Raw genomic sequence first — 22,305 nt, forward strand, 5'->3', positions numbered from 1 at the left:
CGTTGAATTCACGCCTCGGCGCGGGTTTCCCGAGACCGATAAACGAACCCGATATTGCCGATCTGCCTTTGCAGGTCTGCAACCGCCAGACCAAGCGCGATCCCCCCAGCAATCGCCAGCGCGTCGACCCACGGCGTGTCTCCATCAATACCGGCAAGGGGAAGAAGGAGTTCGGGAACGTAGCGGTGGAGCAGATAGATGGGGAACGCCGCTTGCGCCAACCGCATGATCGGGCGAACCAAACCCTTTGGCGCAGGAATGCGCGGTACAAATACCAACAGGGCGGCAAGGGCCAGAAGGCTCAAGTATTTGATCCAGCCTCCGTACCAGTTGCCACCCAGATACGCGGCCAGCGGCATGATCAGACAAGCAGCCACCAGCAGGATCAGGCGCTGAGTCCTTGTGCGGGCTGATACGATGCACCACCCAAGCGCGAACAGGTAAAAAACCCATGGCACCGTGAATTGCGCCCGCCCATGCATCGGGAATAGCTCGGGTATCGTAACGCGCAGGCCAACGGCGATTCCCAACAACCCAAGACCGATCGCAAATCGACTTTGTCGTGCCAGCCAGTTGCGCAGCGGTGGAAACAGAAACGGAGCGGCCAGCAACAGGGTCATCTGCACATAGGCTTCGACGAACCAATAAAGGTACGGCAGCATCAGATGTGTTTCTGGTGTGGTCCACGCAAAGTTCCCGACCAGAAAGACCGATGCCCAGGGGACCTGACCCCAGACCAGTGCATAGACTGCAAGGATCAGATAATACGGAACCAGAACTGCGATCATCGGGGTCAGGAAACTGGGCAGGTCTCCTGTTTTCAAGGCATCCCAGCGATAGCTGGCAACACTCATTCCCATCAGCATCACCATCGCGGCCGCCCCGCCATAGACCGGCCATAGGGTCTGATGTGCCGTCACAACTGCAAGAATGGCCAGCGCGCGGGCCATGATCTCGGTCGGCACGTAGGGCGAACGATTGGGCCTGGTTCTCTCAAGCTCTTGGACCGGCATCTTTTCCCAGCCGTCCGGAGCGCCGCCAAGGCAGGTGTCAAGAGCCAGCGACAGTTCCACATGGCACAGGCTGTCACCCCCGAGTGAGGCAAAACTGTCGTTCCCACCCACGATCTTGGGCGCAAATGCAGCCTGGAATGCAACCAGAACTCCGCGATCCTGCGGTTCATCGCTTGCCGCTGCCTTGGCCTTTAGTTCAGGATAGTCAATCTTGCCGTTCGGTCGCCGCGGCAACGCCCTGACATGAACAACTTGAAAATGCTGACTGCCAATTCCGGCCAAGCGGGCCGCATTGTCGGCAACTCCTGTAGACGCACCACAAACGGCAATCCGGATTGAGCTGTCATCCCCCCAAACCGCAACCTCGAACCCCAGTTCCGCCAACGCATTTTCCAACGCGTCGTGACCAATTCTCAGCCCAGCAATTTTGGAAATGCGCGACAGCCGTCCAGTAATTCGGAATACCCCATCTGCACCACAACATGCCAGGTCGCCAGTCGCCAACGCGTCCAACTCTGCCGGTTTGCCCAAGTCCAAATAATCGCGGGCATAACCCATCATCACGTTCGGACCTGTAAAAACCAGTTCCCCTTCGGTTTCCGCCTCGGAAACCTCAAGGCCGTCAACATCTCGCAAAAACATCCGACCGCCTGGAATGGCCATGCCGATGCTGTCAGGATGCGATGCTGCCAGCTTTGGCGGCAGCCAGCTGATACGCGCGGTAGCTTCGGTCTGACCATACATCACGAAAAACCGTCCGCCGCGCCGCTGCATCCTGGCGTTCCATTGTAACACTTGCGCAGGTGGCATGGCGCCACCCGCAACGGTCAGGGTCCTGACAATCGACGGAAGCGTATCTCCGAGACCGGCGCTTTCCAACAAACGGAAATGATGCGGCACGCCCGCCAGGCCAGTCGCACAGGATTGCGACAATTGCTCGGAAAACCCCACGTCCAGTATTGAACCCGGCGCAAGCCACAGACTGGCCCCGCTTGCCAGATGTGAATGCAGGACAGACAGGCCATAGGAGTAGTGCAGCGGCAGAACCAGCGCCGCACGGTCCTTCGGCCCGATTTCCAGATATTCAGCGATGGCTCTGGCATTGGCCTCGATCGCGCCAAACGACAGACGAACCCCGCGCCCATGTCCGGTGCTGCCGGACGTTTGCAACAACAATGCTAGGTCGGGATGCAGGTCGGTCAGTTGCCAATCATGCATGAAAAGGCGCCTGCGCCCACCCGTCAAGCGAAAGCTCGCCGTCGGGTGAAACCGGGTCTCAAGGTTGCGCGCTGTCTCAAGATCGCCATCAGGCAAAGGCATGACAGCATACCCCGCCGCCAATGCACCGATATAGGCCGCGATGACCTCCGCCGTTGCCGTCATCTCGATAGCGATCACGCCACGATCTGTCGGCAAACGCCGACCGAATGCCTCTGCCATGTCAGCAAGATCGGCATAGGTCGTCACCTTTTCCCCGCCCATAACCAGACATGGGTGGTCTCCAAATGCTCTCAAACTGTCGAGGTGAAAAAACATCGCGGCCTCCGTCTGAAGGCAGGGGATATTTTTCCTTATTATTTTTGTCAAGAATGAAATTCTGTTACCATGGGCCAGACAAAAAACCGCTCGGCCACTATGCCCGAGCGGTTCCAATTCACGTCATTGGAAATGATCAAAAGCCTCTAGCGTGCGGTTTCAACCTGGCGCAAGCTCGACGCTTCGGCGCGGGAAAGCTGTTCGCCTTGTTTGCGCTTCATCAAAACCTCGCGCGCCTGAGCATATTGATCGTCTTGCCAAAAGATCAGGCATCCGTTGCAGCCTCGACCGCAGCACCCTTCGGTACCGACCCGGTTGGTCTTGAACCGCCGGTCATTCGCCCCTTCGCCGATGCTGTCGACCAGTGCGTCGCGGCGGCGCTCATAAGCTTTCGGATTGTCGCGACCCGATATTTCCAGACCTTGCGTCAACTTGTCGAAACGCACCCTGTTCCACTGTTCGTCTGTCAGGGCACGTTCCTTGCGCAAAACCGAAAACACCGGGAAGCGGCCACGCAGTTCGTCGATGTCCTCGTGATCGAACAACGTGAACGGCAGACGGATCACGGTCTTGGTGCTTCCGTGTATCACATCCAAACGCTCGCTATCTTCGGCACGTTCAAAATCGTAGGCCCTCAACAATACCGTTTCACGCGCGATGGGCGAGACAAACTCAAGCACCTCGCCGGCCTCAAGCTTGTTCTTCACCTCAACAAGGAATGCATCATCAGTCACCTCGGTCACAACGCCTGCATATTCCCATTGGGCAAGCGAGGCGGTGTGTTCATAGCCATGCGAATAGTTTGACAGGCGCCCATCATGAAAGGCCAGCGTGTACCCCCGGTTTCCGACCGCCTCCAACTCGCGCATGTAAGGTTTGGGGTCCCAGTTCTCGGGATCGGCATAATAGTCGTCGATGGCCATGCGATAGGCCCGCGCGACGATGGCGGCATAGTATTCCGACTTGCCACGCCCTTCGACCTTTAGGCTATCTACGCCGATCTCAAGATACTCGTTGAGTCTGGGCATGATGCAAAGGTCTTTGGAGTTCAGGATATACGATCCCCGCCCATCCTCCTCGATGGGCATCAACTCGCCGGGGCGGCACCCTTCTTCCAGCAAAAACTCGAACAAATCGGCATTCTCGTCCGTGATGTTTAGATCTTGCACCGTGCCGTCCTTCATCCGCATGCGGAATGAATAGTTCCAGCGGCAGGAGTTGGCGCAGTTACCTTGGTTGGCACCGCGCTCGGCCATGAAATTCGACAACAGGCAGCGGCCTGAATAGGTCATACACATGGCCCCGTGCACAAAGGCCTCAAGCTTGATATTCGGGCATTTTTCGCGGATCTCCTTGAGTTCCGCAAAGGATACCTCACGCGCCAAAACACACAACTCGGCCCCCTGATCCTGCCAGAATTTTACCGACAGCCACGAACAGATGTTGCTTTGAGTAGAGACATGCAGCGGCAGTTCCGGCGCGCGTTCGCGCACGTATTGGAACACGCCCGGATCGGCCACGATCAGGCCGTCCGGCTTAACCTTGCGCACCGTGTCAATGTATTCATCAAGCTTGGGAATATCCTTGTTGTGCGAAAACAGGTTCAGCGTCAGATACGCCCGCCGACCATGTTCATGGCAGAATTCGACGCCCTCAATCACTTCATCCAGCGAAAACTCAGATTTCGTGCGCAGCGACAAATCCGGCGTACCCAGATATACGGCATCGGCCCCGTATAGGATCGCCATCTTCAGCTTGCGCAGGTTGCCCGCAGGCATCAGCAGTTCGGATCGGTTCTGTGACATGATCTTGGCCAGACTTTAAGAGAATGGTGCGTTCTAAGGGAGAATAGAGCCATTGTGAACCGTTTTCTTATCGTCGCCAAACGCGCCCGCACGGTTGCACACGATCTGTTTGGTGGCGATGAATTGCCAGAATTGGCTTGGGTGATAGTCTTCTCTGACCTGGTCCAGGAGAACGTTATGCCCGACATCACCGGCTATCATGCCCACGTCTATTTCGACGAGAAAACACAAGAAACCGCCCGACAAATCTGCGAAGAGGCTACGCGCCTGTTTCCGGTCAAGATGGGCCGCGTGCATTCAAAAAACGTCGGACCCCACCCGCGATGGAGTTGCCAATTGGCTTTCGGCCCCGAAGCCTTCGACCGGGTGATTCCGTGGCTGATGCTCGACCGGCAGGGTCTGACCATTTTCACACACCCGGAAACCGGCGACCATCTGGCCGATCACCGGGATCGGGCAATCTGGATGGGCGAAATGCTGGACCTGGATTTGTCGATCTTCGACGGCTTTGACGACTAAGTCAGTGCCCGCGCCTGATCCCGCAGGATGAATTTCTGTATCTTGCCGGTCGATGTCTTCGGCAATGCACCGAACACAACCGTTTTGGGTGCCTTGAAATGGGCCATGTTGTCCCGGCAGAACGCAATCAATTCCGCCTCCGTCGCTTCGCGCCCGGGTTTCAGCTCGACAAAAGCACAGGGTGTTTCTCCCCATTTTTCGTCCGGTCGCGCCACCACCGCTGCTTCCATGACCGAGGGGTGCTTGTAAAGAATACCCTCGACCTCGACCGAAGAGATATTCTCGCCCCCCGAAATGATAATGTCCTTGGACCGGTCCTTGAGCGCGATATACCCGTCAGGGTGCATCACCCCCAGATCGCCCGACGCGAACCAGCCGTCCTTGAATGCCTTATCGGTGGCATCGGGGTTCTTCAGATACCCCTTCATCACGATATTGCCCTGCATAAAGATCTCGCCCATGGTCTCGCCATCGGCCGGGACCGGTTCCATTGTCTCGGGGTCGGCCACCATCAGACCTGACAGCGCCAGATATTTGACCCCCTGCCGAACCTTGAGCGCGGCGCGTTCCTCGGCGCCTTTCTGATTCCATTCCTCTTTCCAGGCGCAGACGACAGAGGGTCCGTAAGTTTCCGTCAGGCCATAGACATGCGTGACCTCTACGCCCATCGCCTCCATCTTTTCGATCACAGCCGCAGGTGGTGGTGCACCAGCGGTCATCGCCTTGATCTGGCAATCAAAATTCTTGAGATGATCGGGCGCGTTCGCCAGCATGTTCAGCACGATGGGCGCGCCGCAGAAATGGGTGACCTTCTCTTCCCGGAAAGCATTAAAGATCGGTTCGTCCCGCACGGCGCGCAGACAGACCGATGTTCCCGCATTCGCGGCCATAGTCCAGGGAAAGCACCAGCCGTTGCAATGAAACATCGGCAAGGTCCACAGATAGACCGAATGCTGCGGCATCCCCCAGGTGAGGATGTTGGACGTAGCATTCAGCGCAGCACCGCGATGGTGATAAACGACGCCCTTGGGGTTTCCGGTGGTTCCAGAGGTGTAATTCAGTGCAATCGCATCCCACTCGTCACCAGGCAGTCCCCACGCGAAATCCGGATTGCCCTCGGCCAGAAGCGCTTCATAGCTGAGCGTCCCCAGCTTTTCGCCACGCTCGAAACTCGGGTCTTCGATGTCGATCACCAGAAGATCGGGAAGGTCGATCTGGGAAAGAGCGTCTTTTACAACACCCGAAAACTCGGGATCGACCAACAGAACCTTGGCCTCGGCGTGCTCCAGAATGAAGGCGACGATGGGGGCATCCAGCCGCGTGTTGATCGCGTTCAAAACAGCACCAGCCATAGGCACCCCGAAATGCGCCTCGTACATCTCGGGAATGTTGGCGGCGATGATCGATACCGTATCGCCCTGCCCGATCCCATGGACCGAAAGCGCACTGGCCAGACGTCGGCAACGGGCATAGGTTTCGGCCCATGTATAACGCCGATCACCGTACACGACGGACGGATAGTCGGGATATACCGCCGCAGTGCGTTCCAGATAGCTGAGTGGTGACAAGGCCGTGTAGTTGGCCCGGTTCTGGTCCAGATGGCGCTCATAGATATTTGGCAAAGTCATCACCCGTTTCCTCCCTGATCTTCGAACCGAAGTTTGAGCACAAAGCACAGCATCTGACAAACCTGTAATAATACCCATGCGTCGACGGTCTGGAGATAAGTGATCAAACGAACTGGCCCTATATAATTGTGCCCTTTCGCGGTGATCTGGTTTATGGAAAACAATCTGCTCTGGCGGGCTGTGCCCCGTAGACCGAGCACCGCTTCATCTTGAAAGGACATGTCATGGACGGCACGTTCAACGAAAACGATCTCTCCCGTGTGGTCGAAGCCGACCGCGCTCATATCTGGCATCACCTGATCCAGCATAAACCATTTGAAACCAATGACCCGCGTATCATTGTCGAAGGCAAGGGCATGCGCGTCTGGGATCAGAAGGGTAAGGAACACCTTGACGCCGTTTCCGGCGGTGTGTGGACCGTCAACGTCGGCTATGGCCGCGAATCGATCTGCAAGGCGGTCTATGACCAGCTGATGAAACTGTGTTATTTCGCCAATTCCGCCGGTTCGATCCCCGGTGCGATCTTTGCCGAAAAACTGATCGACAAGATGCCGGGCATGAGCCGGGTCTATTACACCAACTCCGGCTCCGAGGCGAACGAGAAGGCCTTCAAGATGGTTCGCCAAATCGCGCACAAGCGCTATGGCGGCAAAAAGACCAAGATCCTTTATCGCGACCGCGACTATCACGGCTCGACCCTTGCCACCATGTCAGCGGGTGGCCAGGACGAACGCAACGCACAATACGGCCCGTTCGCGCCCGATTTCGTACGCGTTCCGCACTGCATGGAATATCGCAAGCACGAACTGGGTAAAGAGGAGTTGTCCGGCGAAGCATTCGGCCGTGCAGCGGCAGATGCGATCGAAGAGGTGATCCTGCGCGAAGGCCCCGATACCGTCGGCGCGCTGTGCCTTGAGCCGGTGACGGCGGGCGGCGGCGTGATCGAAGCGCCCACCGGATACTGGGAACGGGTGCAGGAAATCTGCAAGAAATACGACGTGCTGTTGCATATTGACGAGGTCGTCTGCGGCGTTGGCCGCACCGGTACCTGGTTCGGTTACCAGCAATATGGAATCAAGCCGGATTTCGTGACCATGGCCAAGGGTGTTGCCTCGGGCTATGCCGCGATCGCCTGTATGGTGACCACCGAAGAGGTGTTCAACATGTTCAAGGAAGACGCCAGCGATCCGATGGGCTACTTCCGCGACATCTCGACTTTTGGTGGCTGCACCGCCGGTCCCGCCGCGGCGATCGAGAATATGCGCATCATCGAGGACGAGAACCTGCTGGGCAACTGCACCGAAATGGGCGCCCGGATGATGGGCAACCTGCAGGCACTGATGGAGAAGCACAAGGTTGTCGGTGATGTGCGCGGCAAGGGCCTGTTCCTGGGTGCCGAACTGGTCGCCGACCGTTCGACCAAGGAACCGGTGGACGAGAAACTGGCGCAGGCAGTAGTTGCAGACTGCATGTCGCAGGGCGTGATCATCGGTGTGACCAACCGGTCGCTGCCGGGCCGCAACAACACCCTGTGTTTCTCGCCCGCGCTGATTGCGACGCCGGATGACATCGATCAGATCACCGATGCCGTTGACGGCGCTCTGGGCCGCGTTTTCGGCTGACAAAACTCGATCACCTGCCCTTCTCTCCCCGATTTGGGGCAGGTGTCCTCCCGAACCGGCGCGCCCACCGCGCCGGTTCATTCATTCCAAGAAGCTGTAACCAGCGGAAACCTCGTTCGCTTTCTCAACCGACCATCTCTATCCGCCAGCCAATCGTTACCCAGGCCAGATCCTAAAGCTCCAAAATCGTGCTGCCTGTGGTCTGCCGCGCCTCTAGCGCCCGGTGTGCATCCGCCACCTGCTCAAGCGGGAAGCGCTGATCTATGCGGATCTTGACCTCACCACCGGTGACCTTGCCGAACAGGCGCCGCGCCATCGCCTGACAGACGCTGTGATCGGCAATATGGGTAAACAGCGTTGGGCGGGTGATTTTTAGCGAGCCCTTTTGCCCCAGAACCGCCAGGTTGAAAGGCGGCACGGGCCCCGAGGCATTACCGAACGAAATCATCATGCCCAAAGGTTTGAGGCAATCCAGCGACCCTTCGAAAGTGTCCGCGCCCACAGAGTCCATGACGGCATCAACCCCCTGACCTCCGGTCAATTCCCGAACCCTTTCGGCAAAATTCTCAGTCCGGTAATTGATGCAATGCGCGGCACCGTGAAAACGGGCAAGTTTGCACTTCTCTTCCGACCCGGCGGTTCCGATCAGGGTGATCCCCTCTGACTTGGCCCACTGGCAGGCGATCAAACCGACTCCGCCTGCCGCCGCATGAAACAACACCGTATCCCCGCGTTTCAACGGCGTGGTGCGATGAAACAGGTACTCGACCGTCATCCCCTTGAGCATCATAGCCGCCGCTTCATCGAAGCCAACCTCATCCGGCAGCGGGCAGACCTGTGCGGCCGGCATCACCCGCGCGTTGCAATAGGCTCCGGGCGGGGTCGCCGCATAGGCAGCGCGCTGACCCGGCGCAAGATGAGTTACGCCTTCTCCTACAGCTTCAATCACGCCCGAGGCCTCCATCCCCAAAGCGTGCGGCAACGCCAATGGATATAGGCCAGAGCGCTGGTAGACATCGATAAAGTTCAACCCACAGGCGCGGTGGCGAATGCGGATCTCACCCGGACCAGGCTCGCCGACGGCGCGATCCTCGATCCGCAGGGCATCCGGTCCACCTGTTTGATGAATGACCACGGTGCGCGCTGTATCGTTCATGACTGCCTCCTCTGTCTCTTGTTCAGGCTAACATACCCTGCACATTGAACAATCCTCTGATCGCAAAGAGGTGATCCGCGTTTTGGGCCTGGCCGTGATATACTGTTTGTAGGCGCTGCCGGTCGGTCCGGCCAATAGCGTCATGTCAGCCGGATCATTCCGAGGCGCATCTCCGCCAAGGAAAGGGATGATCATGGCAAAAACAATCGGAAATCCGATCAGCTGGGCCGCCCGCAATCTCGGCGCAACCAGCGATCACCTGACTGACAGCATCGGTCAGATCGGCAGTACAGATGTCGAGCATCCGCCGATGGTGCAGACACTGACGATGCAAGATCTCAAGGCGTCTCTTCGCGCAGGTCGCGAAGACTTTCTGGCGACGCGCGCAGATGCCATTTTCATAGCAATCATCTATCCGCTTGCCGGGATCGTGCTATTCGGCCTCGGGCTGCAAAAGAATATGGTCCCGCTTCTGGCACCTCTGGTCGCCGGTTTCGCGATCCTGGGTCCGGTTGCCGCCGTGGGCCTTTATGAAATCAGCCGCCGCAGGGAAATGGGCAAGGAAGTGTACTGGCTGGACGCCTTTGGCGTATTCCGCTCTCCCTCTTTCGGGGCCATCCTCGCTCTCGGATTTTATCTGACGATGCTGTTTCTTGTATGGCTGATGACCGCGCAAAGCATCTATGCGCACACTCTTGGCCCGGAAACGCCGGCCTCTTTGTCGTCCTTTGTCCGCGACACCCTGACGACGGGCGCAGGCTGGGCGATGATCGTCATCGGAACCGCGGTCGGCTTTTGCTTTGCGTTGATTGCGCTGGCCATCAGTGTTGTCAGCTTCCCGCTGTTGCTTGACCGCAAGGTAGGTGTTCCGGTGGCGGTTGTCACCTCGGTTCGTGTCTTGCGCCACAATCCGGTGGTCATCCTGACCTGGGGTTTCATCGTCGCGGCGTTGCTGGTGCTTGGATCGATCCCACTGCTGCTGGGGTTGATTTTTGTCATGCCGCTTCTGGGCCACGCGACTTGGCACCTCTATCGCCGCGCCATCGCCTGAGCCTTGGTCGCAGCGCGCACCGGCCCTTGGCCGGTGCGTTCCGCCTGCCGGGCTATCCCGCGACTTTCAAAACGATCTTGCCGATATGGCCCGAGCTTTCCATACGCGCGTGTGCCTTGGCCGCATCGGCCAGATCAAACTCGCTGTCCATCACCGGCGCCACCTTGCCCGTATCCAACAGCGGCCAGACCGCCTCACGCAGGTCTTGTGCGATCTGCGCCTTGGCGAGATCGCTTTGCGGGCGCAGGGTGCTGCCGGTCAGAGTCAGGCGCTTGACCATCATCAGGGCAAAGTTCAATTCGACCACCGGCCCTTGCAGAAAAGCGATTTGTACAAGTCGCCCATCCTCGGCCAGTGCCTTGACGTTGCGCGGGATATAGTCCCCGCCCACCATGTCGAGGATCAGATTCGCTCCACCTTCGCCGCGCATCACTTTGACGAAATCCTCGGTCTTGTAGTTGATCGCCCGTTCGGCACCGAGGTTCACACAAGCATCACATTTTTCGTCCGATCCGGCAGTGGCAAAGACCCGTGCGCCGAAAGCGTTGGCCAATTGGATCGCGGTTGTTCCGATCCCGCTCGATCCTCCATGAACCAGAAACCGTTCGCCCGCTTTCAACCCGCCGCGGGTGAATACATTCGACCAGACGGTGAAGAATGTTTCGGGCAGGCAGGCGGCCTCTTTCATATTCATTCCCGCTGGCACCGGCAGGCAGTGCGCGGCGGGTGTGGCCACGTATTCGGCATAGCCCCCGCCTGGCAATAGTGCGCAAACCTTGTCGCCAACCGACACCCCTTCGACACCGGTGCCGACGGCGACCACCTCGCCCGAGGCTTCCAGACCGGGCAGGTCCGAGGCCCCCGGCGGCGGATCATAGGCCCCTGCGCGTTGCAGGGCGTCGGGGCGGTTGACGCCTGCATAGGCCACTTTCAGAACCACCTGTCCGTTTGCCGGTTCGGGCATCGGGCGTTCGGTCAATTGCAGAACGTCCGGCCCACCGGGGGTGGTGATTTCGACGGCGCGCATTGTTTGGGTCATCGGCATATCTCCTTTGGCACTTGCCTAGCAGGCGGCAACCGCACCGCATAGCCGCAAGCGACCGTTCTGTGTCTATTTCCGGGGGGACAGCGAACCGGGCAAATCCGAGTCGGATTTCGAAGGCGCGCGCACCTGTCCCGCCAACCAGTTTGGCACCGCGAGAAATGGTTTGAGCAACGGGTTCTTGTTGACCTGCGCCTTGACCTTTTCGAACTGCATGACGTCGCCGATGCGGCGGTCAAGAAATTCCCGCGTTGCCTGATGACCGGGCGAGTCGTCGCCCAGCCAGAACAGCACGGTCGAGGAATAGACCCCCGAAAGCGTCATGCGCTTGGTGTACCAGTTCACATCCTCGGACGTGTCCCCAAGCGCGGTCCAGATCAGATCGCAAGTCCCCCAGATCGCCTTGGCCCCATCGGCGGCATGGGTGGGCAGAGAGAACAGCGTCACGCCGCGACGCACCGCTTCCTTGTCGACGACCGCCTCCAGCCGAAAGCGCACTGCAGCGGCGATTTTCTCCCGAAATTTCAGATCACTAAGGTCCTCGACCTCAAGCCGCTGCAGCATCTCGGCGTCGCCGCGCGCATGGTACGCCAAGGCGAGGTCCACCGCGCCGCGCGGGCAGATTGCGCGCGCCAGACCTTCATCGATTTCAGTATCAGCGATGGCGGCGCGAAAGGTGGCTTCGGACCAGCCGTCAAAGGGAACGTGCGACAGGGCCGCGTCCAGCAGTTGCTCTTTTGCGTCTTCATATGCCGTGGTCATCGCCGCCTCCTTATCTTGGGCCCAGTACTAGACAAGTTCTTTGCGCTTTGCTATACGGCCACCTCCTGCAAATTTCATTGCAACTCTATCTAGAAAGGTGGTGACAACCACATGCAGGTTAGTGTTCGCGACAACAATGTCGATCAGGCGCTTCGTGCCCTGAAGAAAAAGCTGCAGCGCGAAGGCGTTTTCCGTGAAATGAAGCTCAAGCAACATTTCGAGAAGCCGTCCGAGAAAAAAGCGCGTGAGAAAGCTGAAGCGATCCGTCGTGCCCGTAAACTGGCGCGTAAGAAACTCCAGCGTGAAGGTCTGCTGTAAGCAAACCGCCTCCGGCTTTGGATGACACTATTTGACGACCCCCGCGGCCCCGCCCCGGGGGTTTGTCGTTTTTGTACCGGTTTTCACACCCCCATTGTACGAAATGTACAAAAGAAAACCGGGTGGTTTCACCGCTGTCGCATCACACCCAACCCACGGCGGCGCACCACGCGGCGGCCCTGCAAGCTTTCGCGGACGACGATCAGCAGCCCGGCCCCGACGATCAGGACCAGCCCAACCCATGTCGTCAGCCCCGGCAATGCGCCAAAGACGAGATAGCCCCACAACACGGACCAGGGCAGATAGGTGTATTCAAACGGTGTGACCACACTGGCCTCGGCCAGACGATAGGCCTGGCTGAGAGCAAAGAACCCGACGCCCGAAATACAGCCCAGCGCCAGCAGCAGACCCCAGTCGGTCGTGCTGGGTGTGGTCCATTGCCGATAGAGAAACGCAATGCTCGGATGTGGCGATGCGACGTCGACGATCGAAAAGACGATCCCCAAGAGGCCGCCCGCCGTGATAAAGAACAGGATCGAAAACAGCGTCAGCGTGCCGCCGTTGCTGCGGCTTCCGATTCGCCGGGTGCAGATGATCGAGACCGCATAAGCCACGGCAGCCAACAGCGCCAGCACGGCAGCGGGCTCGAACACGGACGCGCCGGGTTGCACGATCACCACGACGCCGATCAGCCCCAGCACGACCGCGAACCAGCGGAACAGCCCGATCCGTTCACCCAGAAAGAAGGTCGCGAAGATGGTGACGAATATCGGCGTTGAAAATGTAATGGCGGCAGTTTCGGCCATGCCAATGGCCGCAAGAGCCATGTAGTAGACCAGGTAAGAACAAAAACCCGACCCCGCGCGCAGCAGTTGCAGCGGCACCGAGCCCAGCTTCAATGGCCAGAGAGAGCCTTCGTACCAAGCAATCGCAACCACGATCGGCAAGGCAAAAAGGCCGCGCCAGAACACGATCTGGTGCACGGCGAAGTCACCGCTGAGGCTTTTGATGATCACGTCCTGAACCGGAAACAATGTCGTGGCCAGCAACAACCACGCAATCCCCTGCAAAGGATGGTTGTCAACGTGGGCAAGCCCGGTATTCGAGGGCGAAGGCGTGCTTGAGGTCATCTGAAATCCGCATGTTCCCGGATCGAGAATGACCGGTTGCCATCAGGCGTCTTGCATGTTGGCGACCGGGTGGTCGCGGACAGACCTGGTCAATAAAAAATGCTATTTTGCGATATGTTTTGCGCTGTGGCAGTCCGCAGCGCAGAGGTTTTGATCCAGCCACAAAGGCGGCCGGTTCCGGCTTTTCCCGCAATTATAGGTTGTTACGGGAAGCCCCAAACGTCAAACGCCGCAACAAATCCGTCACGGCATCGCCTCAATACCGCCACGAATCAAGGAAACAAAGGGGTGTCAAAAGGCATATTGGATCGGTAACAGGCAGTTTCGAACGACATATGCTGGCAGAGGTCGACGCGAAATACGCAACCAACGGACCGCCCCCTGACGTTGGACGCGAGCGAGACCGACCCTGCAGCACCTTGTCGACAAGATTGCAGGCAACCACCATCGAGCAGAACGTGAGTGAGTTCACGTACGCCTTTCTGGCCAAAACACCACTCGCGGGTCGGCGCGCAGACTTCGGGGCGCGCCGGCCCGGACCTTTCAATAGATCTTGGGCACGTAAAGCTCGTCCGGCAGCACCCGGCGTTCGTAATCCGGGTTGTATCTGCGATCCGGCAGCGTGACCTTTTCCTGCGGCACATCCTCGTAGGGGATCTTGGTCAGCAGGTGTTCGATGCAGTTCAGGCGCTCGCGTTTCTTGTCGTTGCCTTCGACGATATACCAGGGCGCTTCGGGGATGTTGGTGCGGAAGAACATGTCTTCCTTGGCCTTGGTATAGGATTCCCAGCGGATGCGGGATTCAAGATCCATCGGGGACAGTTTCCATTGTTTCATCGGGTCATGGATTCGCATGAGGAATCGCAACTGCTGTTCCTCGTCGGTGATCGAGAACCAGTATTTCAGCAGGATGATGCCCGAGCGAACCAGCATGCGCTCGAATTCGGGAACGTCCTGAAAGAACTGTTCCACCTGGTCTTCGGTTGCAAAACCCATCACCCGTTCGACGCCCGCGCGGTTGTACCACGAGCGGTCGAAGAACACGATTTCACCGGCGGCGGGCAGGTGCGGCACGTAGCGCTGGAAATACCACTGGCTTTGTTCGCGGCGGCTGGGGGCCGGGAGGGCCACCACGCGGGCGACGCGCGGGTTCAGGCGCTGGGTGATCCGCTTGATCACGCCGCCCTTGCCGGCGCTGTCGCGGCCTTCGAACAGGATGCAGACCTTGGCGCCGGTATGCACGACCCAGTCCTGCACCTTGATCAGTTCCGCCTGCAGACGCAGCAGGTTGCGGAAATAAGTCTGGCGGTCGAGCATCTCGGGGTGCTGATCGCGATAGATCTTGCGCACCTCCATCGACAGCATCGGTTCGTTGAATTCGATCTCGATATCTTCGTCAAAGGTGTCCTGCAGCTCCGCTTCGAGCCAGTCCTCGGGTGAAATTTCTTTTTCGTAGGTCAATCTCTGCTCCTCAATGCTCACGTCTTTCAAACACTGGACGGGTTCTGTGACCCCGGCATGTCAGCGGCCGCGTCGGCACAGGCGAGGCGCGCTGTGGGTTTGAGAGGTGTAATGTCTGGAAATTTGAATGTGGACCTCAATTCAGGCAGATACAAGCGCCTGCCCCCTTGAACGGCCGCAATCTTGCCGCCACCAAGGGCGCAAACTTGCCAAAGAGGTATCGATGCCCGTTTTTCCATCGTTTCTGCCGTTGATCTGGCCGTGGTTCATTCTGTTCGCGGCCCTCATCGCGGCGCTGAGGCAGCGCATGGGGCTGGCGCTTGTGCTGCTGGGCCTTTTTGGCGGCGTGGTGGTGGCGCTCGGTTATCTGACGTCTTTGGCGCTTGGGGTGATCGCGCTTGGGCTGGCGGGGGCGTCGCGGCTTGGGCGGCTGAGCGGGCGGGCCGGTATTGCCGGGCATGCGGCACTGATGCTGTGGTGCCTCGTCTTGGGGGCACATCTGCTGCCTGGCGTGCGGAACCTGATGGTGCTGGACGAGGTGATGTCAGGGCCCGCAAGCGCGACGTTCACCCTGTATTACAACATCGACAAGCCGATGGTGTTCTTTGCCGTTGTGCTGGCCTGCCCGGTGATCCTGCATCAGGGCAGCCCGTTTCGGCCGCGTGCGCTGATGCTTGGCCTTGCCCTGCTGCCCGCCCTGTTCCTGCTGACCCTGCTGACCGGCGCCCTGCGGTTCGAGCCGGGCCTGCCCGGCTGGTGGCTGATCTTTGCGCTGTCCAACCTGCTGCTGACCTGTCTGGGGGAAGAGGCCTTCTTTCGCGGCTACCTGCAAACCGGCCTGATCCGGTGGCTGGGGCCGGTCGCGGGGGTGGCGGCCGCCAGCGGGCTATTCGGCCTTGCGCATATCGGCGGTGGCGTGGCGCTTGCGGGTTTCGCCGCGCTTTTGGGGCCGGCCTGTGGGCTGGGCTATTGGGCGACCGGTCGGCTGTGGGTGCCGGTGGCGATGCATTTCGGGTTCAACTTTGCCCATCTCGCCCTGTTCACCTATCCCGCCCCGGTCTGATTCCGTCAGACCGGCAAAGCGGTGGTCTTGAACACGGTGCGCAGCGCGAACGAGCTTTGCATCTGCGCCACGCCGGGAAGGCGTGAGAGGTATTGCCGGTGGATGCGGGCGAAATCCTCGGTGTTCTCGGCGACGACCTTGAGGATGTAGTCCGCCGTGCCCGCCATCAGGTGGCATTCCAGAACGTCCGGAATGCGCGCCACTGCCTTTTCGAAGGCTTCAAGCACCTCTTCGGCCTGGCCTTGCAGGGTGATTTCCACGAAGACCGTGGTGGGAACCCCGAGTTTGCGGGAATCCAGCAGGGCGACGTAGTCTCGGATATACCCCTCGGCCTCGAGCCGCTGCACCCTGCGATGGCAGGCGGACGGCGACAGGTTCGCTTGTTCCGACAGTTCGGCATTGGACATGCGGCCCTTGCGCTGGAGGGCCGAGAGAATCTTTCTATCTGTTGCGTCCAAGCTCATTCACGCACATCCATTGCAGATTTATGACAAGATATCGAAGATTATCCCGAATTATCTTCAAAGCGCGAGCAGAGTTTCACAGAAATTGCAGATAAGAGTGCACATAATTTGGGCAGTTTGTGAACGGAGATCGCAAAAATGAAAATCGGTTGCCCCAAGGAAATCAAACCTCAGGAATTTCGCGTCGGCATGACGCCGAACGCAGCGCACGAAGCCATCGTGCGCGGCCATGAGGTTCTCATCGAAACCGGCGCCGGCCTGGGTGCCGGGTTTGACGATGCCGCCTATACCGCCATCGGCGCGCGGATCATCGACACCGCCGAAGAAGTGTTCGCCACCGCCGACATGATCGTCAAGGTCAAGGAGCCGCAGGCCGTCGAGCGCAAGATGCTGCGCGAAGGCCAGCTGCTGTTCACCTATCTGCACCTGGCGCCGGACCCGGACCAGACCCATGATCTGCTGGCCTCGGGCGCGACCTGCATCGCCTATGAGACCGTGACCGACCGCAATGGCGGCCTGCCGCTGCTGGCGCCGATGTCCGAGGTTGCCGGCCGTCTGGCCCCGCAGGTCGGCGCATGGACCCTGCAAAAGGCCAATGGCGGCCGCGGCGTCCTGATGGGCGGCGTTCCGGGTGTTGGTCCGGCAAAGGTCGTCGTGATCGGCGGCGGTGTTGTTGGCACCCACGCGGCCAAGATTGCCGCCGGCATGGGCGCTGATGTCACCATCCTCGACCGGTCGATCCCGCGCCTTCGTTACCTCGATGACGTTTTTGGCGGCACCTTCAAGAACCAGTATTCGACCGCGGGCGCCGTGGCCGAGCTGATCGAGACCGCAGACATGGTGATCGGCGCGGTTCTGATCCCGGGCGCGGCTGCGCCCAAGCTGATCAGCCGTGCACAGCTTTCGACGATGAAACCGGGCGCGGCCCTGGTGGACGTCGCCATCGACCAAGGCGGCTGTTTCGAGACCTCGAAAGCCACCACTCACGCCGATCCGGTCTATGAAGTTGACGGCGTCATGCACTATTGCGTGGCCAACATGCCGGGTGCGGTTGCGCGCACCTCGACCATCGCGTTGGGCAATGCCACCATGCCGTTCATGCTGTCGCTGGCCGACAAGGGCTGGAAGAAAGCCTGTGCCGACGATCCGCACCTGCTGGACGGTCTTAACGTGCACGCCGGCAAGCTGACCTATGCAGCGGTCGGCACCGCGCTGGGCCTCGACGTGGTCGACCCCAAGTCGCTGGTATAAACTTAGCCGGGGCGACATCTGCCCTGTTACGCGCCGCGCTTCATGCGCGGCGCGTTTGCTTTTGGGTTTGGGTTTGGGTTTGGGTTTTACGGTATCTCAATGAACCAACTGCGCCGCGCGGAATGCGCGGCGCGGGGCGCGTCAGTGCATTGGCGATACCGAGTGTTCCCGAAAGGCTTTAGCCCGCTTTCTGAATTTCCACCGAATGCGGATAGGGGATCGAGATGCCCTTGGTGTCAAAGGCTTCCTTGATGGCCTTGGTCAGTTCGAACTTGACGTCCCAGTAGTCGTCCGCCGCACACCACAGCCGGGCGGTCAGATCGACCGAGCTGTCGCCGAGGCTGGTGACCTTCACCCATGGCTCGGGGTCGGCCATGATCCGGCCGTCGGCCCTGGCCACGTCCAGTATGATCTCCATCGCCTTGTCGGCGCTGTCACCATAGTCGATGCCGAACACCAGATCGACGCGGCGGGTGTCATGGGCGGAGTAGTTCATGATGATCGAACCCCAGGACTGACCATTGGGCACGATGATCTGCACATTGTCCGGGGTCACCAGTTCGGTGGTGAACAGATTGAGATCCTTCACCGTTCCCGCCGTGCCGCCGATATCGACAAACTGGCCCAGCTTGTAGGGCCGGAACACCACCAGCATGACGCCCGCGGCCAGATCGCTGAGCGTGCCCTGCAGCGCCAGACCGATGGCCAGCGAGGCGGCACCGAGGATGGCAACGATGCTTGTGGCCTCGATACCGAAAATGCCCAGGACGGCGACCAGCACCATCGCCAGGACCGCCCATTTCACCAGGCTCGCCATGAAGTTGCCCAGCGTCGGGTCGATCTGTGGTGTCGCGTTGATGCGCTTGCGGACCATGCCGCCGATGGCTCCGGCGACGATCCAGCCCAAAACCAGTACGATCAGCGCCTTGACCGCGCTCAGCAATAGCGGAGCGAACGCTCCGGCCTGTGTCATGACCTCTTCCACTGTCCTCTCCTTCTGTCATTGCGGGCGATTTCCACGCCCAATTGCGGAATTCGATGGCATATCCCAGAACCGTTTCAAGCGGTCCAGGGGTATGAATCGGCGGTTTTCCCCGTAACTCTGTCGGCTTGTCCGCTGTCCGGGGCGATCAGCGCGGCAGCTTGCCCGTCAGGACATAGCGCAGGATATCCACAACCTGACGCGGCTCTTCGGCCACGGCAAGGGCTGCGGCATCGACCTCTTTCAGCGCATGCTGGTGATCGGGGCCGTGCAGGACGATGATCGACTTGCCCAGCGCGGCGGCATACCCGGCATCAAAGGCCGCGTTCCATTGCTTGTACTTGTCGCCGAAGCGAACCACCACGACATCGGCATCGGCGATGCCCTTGCGGGTGCGGATCGCGTTGACCATCGCCCCCTTGTGGTCGTGCCAGTACTTGTTCGGCTCGGCCCCCAGAATGGTGGTGCCGCAATCGTCGCTGGCATCGTGATCGGTCACCGGGCTGTTGAAAGTGACATCCAGCCCCTGCGCGCCGTCGATGATCTGTTCGCGCCAGTCCGTGTGAATTTCGCCCGAAAGGTAAACGTTCAAACCCATTGCAATCTCCTTTGCTCGTTGCGCGTGTATCACGGGAACGGGCCGCAGGACAAACCGGCAGCGCCGGGCTGGCAATACCCGTCACGCGCGCGCGGCAAAGAACATGTTGGTCTGGCTTTTGATCGGCAATTCCTGCACCTCGGCAAAACCGGCCTCGCGCAGCAGCGCCATCGCCTTGTCCGGCCCCATGCAGGTGCCCAGACCGGGCCCGCCCTGTGCCAGAGATTGCGTCATGCAGTGAAACAGGCTGAACCCGTAATAGACGGCGCCAAGCGGGTTTGTGTTGTCGGCCAGCCGATCCGCGGCCCGAGGCTCCATCACCATCAGCACGCCGCCGGGCGCGATGCGTTGGCGGACATTGCGCAACGTCGCTTTTGGTTCTGCCAGATCGTGCAGGCAGTCGAACATGCCGGCGAAGTCAAAGACCGGCTCTGGTGCGATATCAGCGATCACGCCCTGCACGAATTGCACATTGTCCGCGCCCGCTTGCAGCGCCGCCGCCTGAGCCTGCGAAATCGAGGGGCCGTCGGGGTCGAACCCGGTGATCCGCGCCTCGGGATAGGCTGCGGCCAGCGCCAGCGAGACCTTGCCGACACCGCAGCCGATATCCAGTGCGCGGCCACCGGCCGCGAGGCGTTCGTCAATTTCGGGCAGTTGTTTCATCCAATAGCTGGCCAGCCGGTGCTGATAGGCGCCGCCATTCATCAGGTCGAGCGCATCGATCCAGTCCTGATCATAGGCGTCGAAATTCACGCCGCCGCCGTCGCGAAAGGCCCGCGCGACCGCCGGGGCCTGTGACAACAGCGATGGACCTGCCAGAAACAACCCGCCCATGAAGTGATCGGTTCCTTCGGAGGCCAGCAGAAAACCGTGTTCGGGCGGCATCGAAAAGGTCCCGGCCTGTTCATCATGCTCCAGCCATCCTGCAGCTGTCATGCCGTGCAGCCATTCCCTGACATAGCGGGCGGTCAGGCCGGTCCGGTCTGCCAGCTCTGCTGCTGTGACCGGTTCGCCATCCTTCATTGCCTCGAACAGGCCCGACTTGAGGCCGAGATAGCCCATTCCGATTGCCATCGTCCCGGCCATGTCGCGATAGACGTGCGCGGCGAATGTTCCGATACGTTCCTTGTCCATGATGCATCCCCCCATGGCCAGAGGGTCAGACGCCTCCGGCGTGACGGGACCATCGTATCAGGTTTCGGCAAAATCTGAAAACCCGGGTCAAACCTTTCTGGCGACAATGAAGCGCCGGGCGTCCTTGGCGGGAAAGCTGTCGCGCTCGACGATTTCGAACCCTGCACGTTCGATCGCCGAATCCAGCTGCGCCTCGGACATGAAGCGAACGAGGGGGGCGCGGCCCGCAAGCTGCATCAGCGGCAAAATCAGCCGCATCACCCGGTATTTCAGACTGCTCCCCGTTGACGGGGCGCAAAAGGTCTTGGAGATGAGCAGCCCGCCGGTTTTCGTCACTTCGCGCGCCTCGTGCAGGGTGGCGTCCAGATCTTCGACCAGATGCAACAGGTTGAACGCCATCACCACGTCAAAAGGCCCCTCGGGCGGTTGTCCGGCCTCGGCCTGCACAAACCGCACATTGGCCTGATGTTGCTCTGCCGCCTTGCGGGTGCCAACGGCCAGCATGCCTGGCGAGACATCAGTTGCGGTGATCCCGGCCACCTGCGGGGCCAGCCGCAATGCAGTGGTGCCGGTGCCGCATCCCAGTTCGAGAACCTGATCGGACGGTTTCAGATAGGATGCCGTCCGTGTCAGGGTACGCTCATAAGAGTCCATGTCCCGGATCGGCGTGCGGGCATATTTCTCGGCAATCCCATCCCAGAATTTTTCGGCTGCGATCATGACCAATCTCCTTTGCGGCAAAAATAGTCATGCGGATATGAAATAGAAATTGCCGAAATTTGCAGGGCGCTTATACATTTATGCATGGATAAACGTGGCGAGTTCGACTGGAACCACATACGCGCCTTTCTGGAAACGGCGCAGTCCGGGTCCTTGTCGGCGGCCGCGCGGCGGCTTGGGCAGTCACAGCCGACTCTCAGCCGACAGGTATCCGCTCTGGAGGCCGATCTGGGGGTGATGCTGTTCGAACGGGTCGGCCGGTCGCTGGAACTGACACAGGCCGGACTGGAGCTTCTGGATCACACAAGAGCGATGGGAGAGGCAGCCAACCGGATCGCGCTGGCGGCCTCGGGTCAGGCGCAATCGGTCGAAGGGCGGGTCCGGATCACCGCAAGCGATATCCTGTCGGCCTATGACCTGCCCGAGGTGTTGCGGGATATCCGCGAACAGGCGCCATTGCTGGAAATCGAGGTTATCGCTGCCAACGACATCCGCGACCTGATGCGCCGCGAGGCGGATATCGCCATTCGTCACATCCGCCCCGATCAGCCCGACCTGATCGCACGACTTGTTGGCGAGGCGAATGCGCGGCTTTATGCGGCCTCGTCCTATCTGGATCAGGTGGGCCGCCCGGCAACCAAGGCTGAACTGTCCGGCATGGAATTCGTGGGTTTCGGCGATACCGGCCGGATGATCGAGTACATGGCCCCGCTGGGCATCGACCTGCAGGGCCAGAACTTTCGCCTGAAGACGCAGAACGGTATTGTTGCCTGGGAATATGTGCGTAGCGGGTTTGGCGTCATGGCAATGTCGGAAAGCGTGGCAGCGAAGTTCCCCGAGGTGGAACCGGTTCTGCCCGACATGGCCCCCATTCGTTTTCCGGTCTGGCTGACCACGCACCGCGAGCTGCGCACCAGTCGCCGGATCCGGCTGGTTTTCGATTTACTGGCGGACTTTCTTGCGACAAAGAACGCCCCTCCCCTTACGTAAAAAGCCAACTCACCAGTGCACGGATTTTCCGAATTTGCGGCTTGCCCATCCGGGCGCGGT

20 protein-coding genes are annotated in these 22,305 nt (G+C 59.7%); 7 read left to right on the forward strand and 13 right to left on the reverse strand.

The window, feature by feature from the left end; translation table 11 throughout:
- Window positions 1-8: 8 nt before the first annotated feature.
- Window positions 9-2,549: an AMP-binding protein gene (locus AC2FLX_RS04660; protein WP_496810303.1), complete on the reverse strand. Its 2,541-nt coding sequence runs from the start codon at window positions 2,547-2,549 to the stop codon at window positions 9-11.
- Window positions 2,550-2,695: 146 nt separating this feature from the next.
- On the reverse strand, window positions 2,696-4,354 hold the full coding sequence (locus tag AC2FLX_RS04665) for a U32 family peptidase (protein ID WP_496810304.1): 1,659 nt from the start codon (window positions 4,352-4,354) through the stop codon (window positions 2,696-2,698).
- A 54-nt stretch (window positions 4,355-4,408) separates the two neighbouring features.
- On the opposite strand from AC2FLX_RS04665, the gene AC2FLX_RS04670 reads away from it, so the two are divergent.
- Entirely contained in the window at window positions 4,409-4,873 is a 465-nt protein-coding gene (locus AC2FLX_RS04670; protein WP_496875384.1) for a DOPA 4,5-dioxygenase family protein, read from the forward strand.
- Here AC2FLX_RS04670 and AC2FLX_RS04675 read toward each other — a convergent pair.
- On the reverse strand, window positions 4,870-6,501 hold the full coding sequence (locus AC2FLX_RS04675) for an acyl-CoA synthetase (protein ID WP_480750703.1): 1,632 nt from the start codon (window positions 6,499-6,501) through the stop codon (window positions 4,870-4,872). The two genes, AC2FLX_RS04670 and AC2FLX_RS04675, sit on opposite strands and share 4 nt — an antisense overlap.
- Window positions 6,502-6,725: 224 nt before the next feature.
- Here AC2FLX_RS04675 and AC2FLX_RS04680 point away from each other — a divergent pair, with 224 nt between their 5' ends.
- On the forward strand, window positions 6,726-8,123 hold the full coding sequence (locus tag AC2FLX_RS04680) for an aminotransferase family protein (RefSeq protein WP_480750704.1): 1,398 nt from the start codon (window positions 6,726-6,728) through the stop codon (window positions 8,121-8,123).
- Window positions 8,124-8,295: 172 nt separating this feature from the next.
- Here AC2FLX_RS04680 and AC2FLX_RS04685 read toward each other — a convergent pair whose 3' ends face one another.
- The gene (locus AC2FLX_RS04685) at window positions 8,296-9,279 is read right to left on the reverse strand and encodes a quinone oxidoreductase family protein (RefSeq protein ID WP_480750705.1); all 984 of its coding nucleotides are present in this window, start codon (window positions 9,277-9,279) and stop codon (window positions 8,296-8,298) included.
- 193 nt (window positions 9,280-9,472) lie between these two features.
- On the opposite strand from AC2FLX_RS04685, the gene AC2FLX_RS04690 reads away from it, so the two are divergent.
- Window positions 9,473-10,330 carry a DUF2189 domain-containing protein gene (locus tag AC2FLX_RS04690; RefSeq protein WP_496810305.1) on the forward strand — a complete coding sequence of 286 codons (858 nt, stop codon included), beginning with the start codon at window positions 9,473-9,475 and terminating at the stop codon, window positions 10,328-10,330.
- A 52-nt stretch (window positions 10,331-10,382) separates the two neighbouring features.
- Here the strand turns inward: AC2FLX_RS04690 and AC2FLX_RS04695 are convergent, their stop codons facing one another.
- Together AC2FLX_RS04695 and AC2FLX_RS04700 are read right to left on the reverse strand one after the other, a co-directional pair.
- Complete coding sequence (locus AC2FLX_RS04695; protein ID WP_496747357.1) at window positions 10,383-11,369, reverse strand: NAD(P)H-quinone oxidoreductase; 987 nt, start codon at window positions 11,367-11,369, stop codon at window positions 10,383-10,385.
- A 72-nt stretch (window positions 11,370-11,441) separates the two neighbouring features.
- Window positions 11,442-12,134 (reverse strand): COQ9 family protein, encoded by a 693-nt coding sequence (locus AC2FLX_RS04700; RefSeq protein WP_496810306.1) that lies wholly within the window; start codon window positions 12,132-12,134, stop codon window positions 11,442-11,444.
- A 111-nt stretch (window positions 12,135-12,245) separates the two neighbouring features.
- Here AC2FLX_RS04700 and rpsU point away from each other — a divergent pair, with 111 nt between their 5' ends.
- Window positions 12,246-12,452 carry a 30S ribosomal protein S21 gene (gene rpsU / locus AC2FLX_RS04705; RefSeq protein WP_024088814.1) on the forward strand — a complete coding sequence of 69 codons (207 nt, stop codon included), beginning with the start codon at window positions 12,246-12,248 and terminating at the stop codon, window positions 12,450-12,452.
- Window positions 12,453-12,580: 128 nt separating this feature from the next.
- Here the strand turns inward: rpsU and AC2FLX_RS04710 are convergent, their stop codons facing one another.
- The gene (locus AC2FLX_RS04710) at window positions 12,581-13,582 is read right to left on the reverse strand and encodes a DMT family transporter (RefSeq protein WP_480750709.1); all 1,002 of its coding nucleotides are present in this window, start codon (window positions 13,580-13,582) and stop codon (window positions 12,581-12,583) included.
- A gap of 543 nt (window positions 13,583-14,125) precedes the next feature.
- A complete protein-coding gene (gene ppk2, locus AC2FLX_RS04715; RefSeq protein WP_480750710.1) occupies window positions 14,126-15,043 on the reverse strand; it encodes a polyphosphate kinase 2 in 918 nt (305 codons plus the stop codon).
- Between the two features lie 223 nt (window positions 15,044-15,266).
- On the opposite strand from ppk2, the gene AC2FLX_RS04720 reads away from it, so the two are divergent.
- Complete coding sequence (locus AC2FLX_RS04720) at window positions 15,267-16,106, forward strand: CPBP family intramembrane glutamic endopeptidase (protein WP_496810307.1); 840 nt, start codon at window positions 15,267-15,269, stop codon at window positions 16,104-16,106.
- Between the two features lie 5 nt (window positions 16,107-16,111).
- On the opposite strand, the gene AC2FLX_RS04725 is transcribed toward AC2FLX_RS04720, so the two are convergent.
- Complete coding sequence (locus AC2FLX_RS04725; RefSeq protein WP_496747349.1) at window positions 16,112-16,570, reverse strand: Lrp/AsnC family transcriptional regulator; 459 nt, start codon at window positions 16,568-16,570, stop codon at window positions 16,112-16,114.
- 138 nt (window positions 16,571-16,708) lie between these two features.
- On the opposite strand from AC2FLX_RS04725, the gene ald reads away from it, so the two are divergent.
- Window positions 16,709-17,821, forward strand: coding sequence for an alanine dehydrogenase (ald, locus tag AC2FLX_RS04730; protein ID WP_480750713.1), 1,113 nt, complete (start codon window positions 16,709-16,711; stop codon window positions 17,819-17,821).
- A gap of 178 nt (window positions 17,822-17,999) precedes the next feature.
- On the opposite strand, the gene AC2FLX_RS04735 is transcribed toward ald, so the two are convergent.
- From AC2FLX_RS04735 to AC2FLX_RS04750, 4 genes are all read right to left on the reverse strand, one after another.
- Window positions 18,000-18,794, reverse strand: a complete 795-nt coding sequence (locus AC2FLX_RS04735; protein WP_496810314.1) for a mechanosensitive ion channel family protein — start codon at window positions 18,792-18,794, stop codon at window positions 18,000-18,002.
- Window positions 18,795-18,951: 157 nt separating this feature from the next.
- On the reverse strand, window positions 18,952-19,401 hold the full coding sequence (locus tag AC2FLX_RS04740) for a YtoQ family protein (RefSeq protein ID WP_480750714.1): 450 nt from the start codon (window positions 19,399-19,401) through the stop codon (window positions 18,952-18,954).
- Between the two features lie 81 nt (window positions 19,402-19,482).
- The gene (locus AC2FLX_RS04745; RefSeq protein WP_496810308.1) at window positions 19,483-20,535 is read right to left on the reverse strand and encodes a class I SAM-dependent methyltransferase; all 1,053 of its coding nucleotides are present in this window, start codon (window positions 20,533-20,535) and stop codon (window positions 19,483-19,485) included.
- An 87-nt stretch (window positions 20,536-20,622) separates the two neighbouring features.
- On the reverse strand, window positions 20,623-21,255 hold the full coding sequence (locus tag AC2FLX_RS04750) for a class I SAM-dependent methyltransferase (RefSeq protein WP_496810309.1): 633 nt from the start codon (window positions 21,253-21,255) through the stop codon (window positions 20,623-20,625).
- A gap of 84 nt (window positions 21,256-21,339) precedes the next feature.
- On the opposite strand from AC2FLX_RS04750, the gene AC2FLX_RS04755 reads away from it, so the two are divergent.
- Window positions 21,340-22,245, forward strand: coding sequence for a LysR family transcriptional regulator (locus tag AC2FLX_RS04755; protein WP_496810310.1), 906 nt, complete (start codon window positions 21,340-21,342; stop codon window positions 22,243-22,245).
- Window positions 22,246-22,305: the final 60 nt, after the last annotated feature.

The organism is Ruegeria sp. YKSF57 (assembly GCF_059612585.1).

Bases quoted from the DNA above. Each gene is read 5' to 3' on its own strand.
- AC2FLX_RS04660 (WP_496810303.1), bottom strand. From the start codon at position 2,549: ATGTTTTTTCACCTCGACAGTTTGAGAGCATTTGGAGACCACCCATGT.
- AC2FLX_RS04665 (WP_496810304.1), bottom strand. From the start codon at position 4,354: ATGTCACAGAACCGATCCGAACTGCTGATGCCTGCGGGCAACCTGCGC.
- AC2FLX_RS04675 (WP_480750703.1), bottom strand. From the start codon at position 6,501: ATGACTTTGCCAAATATCTATGAGCGCCATCTGGACCAGAACCGGGCC.
- AC2FLX_RS04680 (WP_480750704.1), top strand. From the start codon at position 6,726: ATGGACGGCACGTTCAACGAAAACGATCTCTCCCGTGTGGTCGAAGCC.
- AC2FLX_RS04685 (WP_480750705.1), bottom strand. From the start codon at position 9,279: ATGAACGATACAGCGCGCACCGTGGTCATTCATCAAACAGGTGGACCG.
- AC2FLX_RS04690 (WP_496810305.1), top strand. From the start codon at position 9,473: ATGGCAAAAACAATCGGAAATCCGATCAGCTGGGCCGCCCGCAATCTC.
- AC2FLX_RS04695 (WP_496747357.1), bottom strand. From the start codon at position 11,369: ATGACCCAAACAATGCGCGCCGTCGAAATCACCACCCCCGGTGGGCCG.
- AC2FLX_RS04700 (WP_496810306.1), bottom strand. From the start codon at position 12,134: ATGACCACGGCATATGAAGACGCAAAAGAGCAACTGCTGGACGCGGCC.
- rpsU (WP_024088814.1), top strand. From the start codon at position 12,246: ATGCAGGTTAGTGTTCGCGACAACAATGTCGATCAGGCGCTTCGTGCC.
- AC2FLX_RS04710 (WP_480750709.1), bottom strand. From the start codon at position 13,582: ATGACCTCAAGCACGCCTTCGCCCTCGAATACCGGGCTTGCCCACGTT.
- AC2FLX_RS04720 (WP_496810307.1), top strand. From the start codon at position 15,267: ATGCCCGTTTTTCCATCGTTTCTGCCGTTGATCTGGCCGTGGTTCATT.
- AC2FLX_RS04725 (WP_496747349.1), bottom strand. From the start codon at position 16,570: ATGAGCTTGGACGCAACAGATAGAAAGATTCTCTCGGCCCTCCAGCGC.
- ald (WP_480750713.1), top strand. From the start codon at position 16,709: ATGAAAATCGGTTGCCCCAAGGAAATCAAACCTCAGGAATTTCGCGTC.
- AC2FLX_RS04735 (WP_496810314.1), bottom strand. From the start codon at position 18,794: ATGACACAGGCCGGAGCGTTCGCTCCGCTATTGCTGAGCGCGGTCAAG.
- AC2FLX_RS04740 (WP_480750714.1), bottom strand. From the start codon at position 19,401: ATGGGTTTGAACGTTTACCTTTCGGGCGAAATTCACACGGACTGGCGC.
- AC2FLX_RS04745 (WP_496810308.1), bottom strand. From the start codon at position 20,535: ATGGACAAGGAACGTATCGGAACATTCGCCGCGCACGTCTATCGCGAC.
- AC2FLX_RS04750 (WP_496810309.1), bottom strand. From the start codon at position 21,255: ATGATCGCAGCCGAAAAATTCTGGGATGGGATTGCCGAGAAATATGCC.
- AC2FLX_RS04755 (WP_496810310.1), top strand. From the start codon at position 21,340: ATGGATAAACGTGGCGAGTTCGACTGGAACCACATACGCGCCTTTCTG.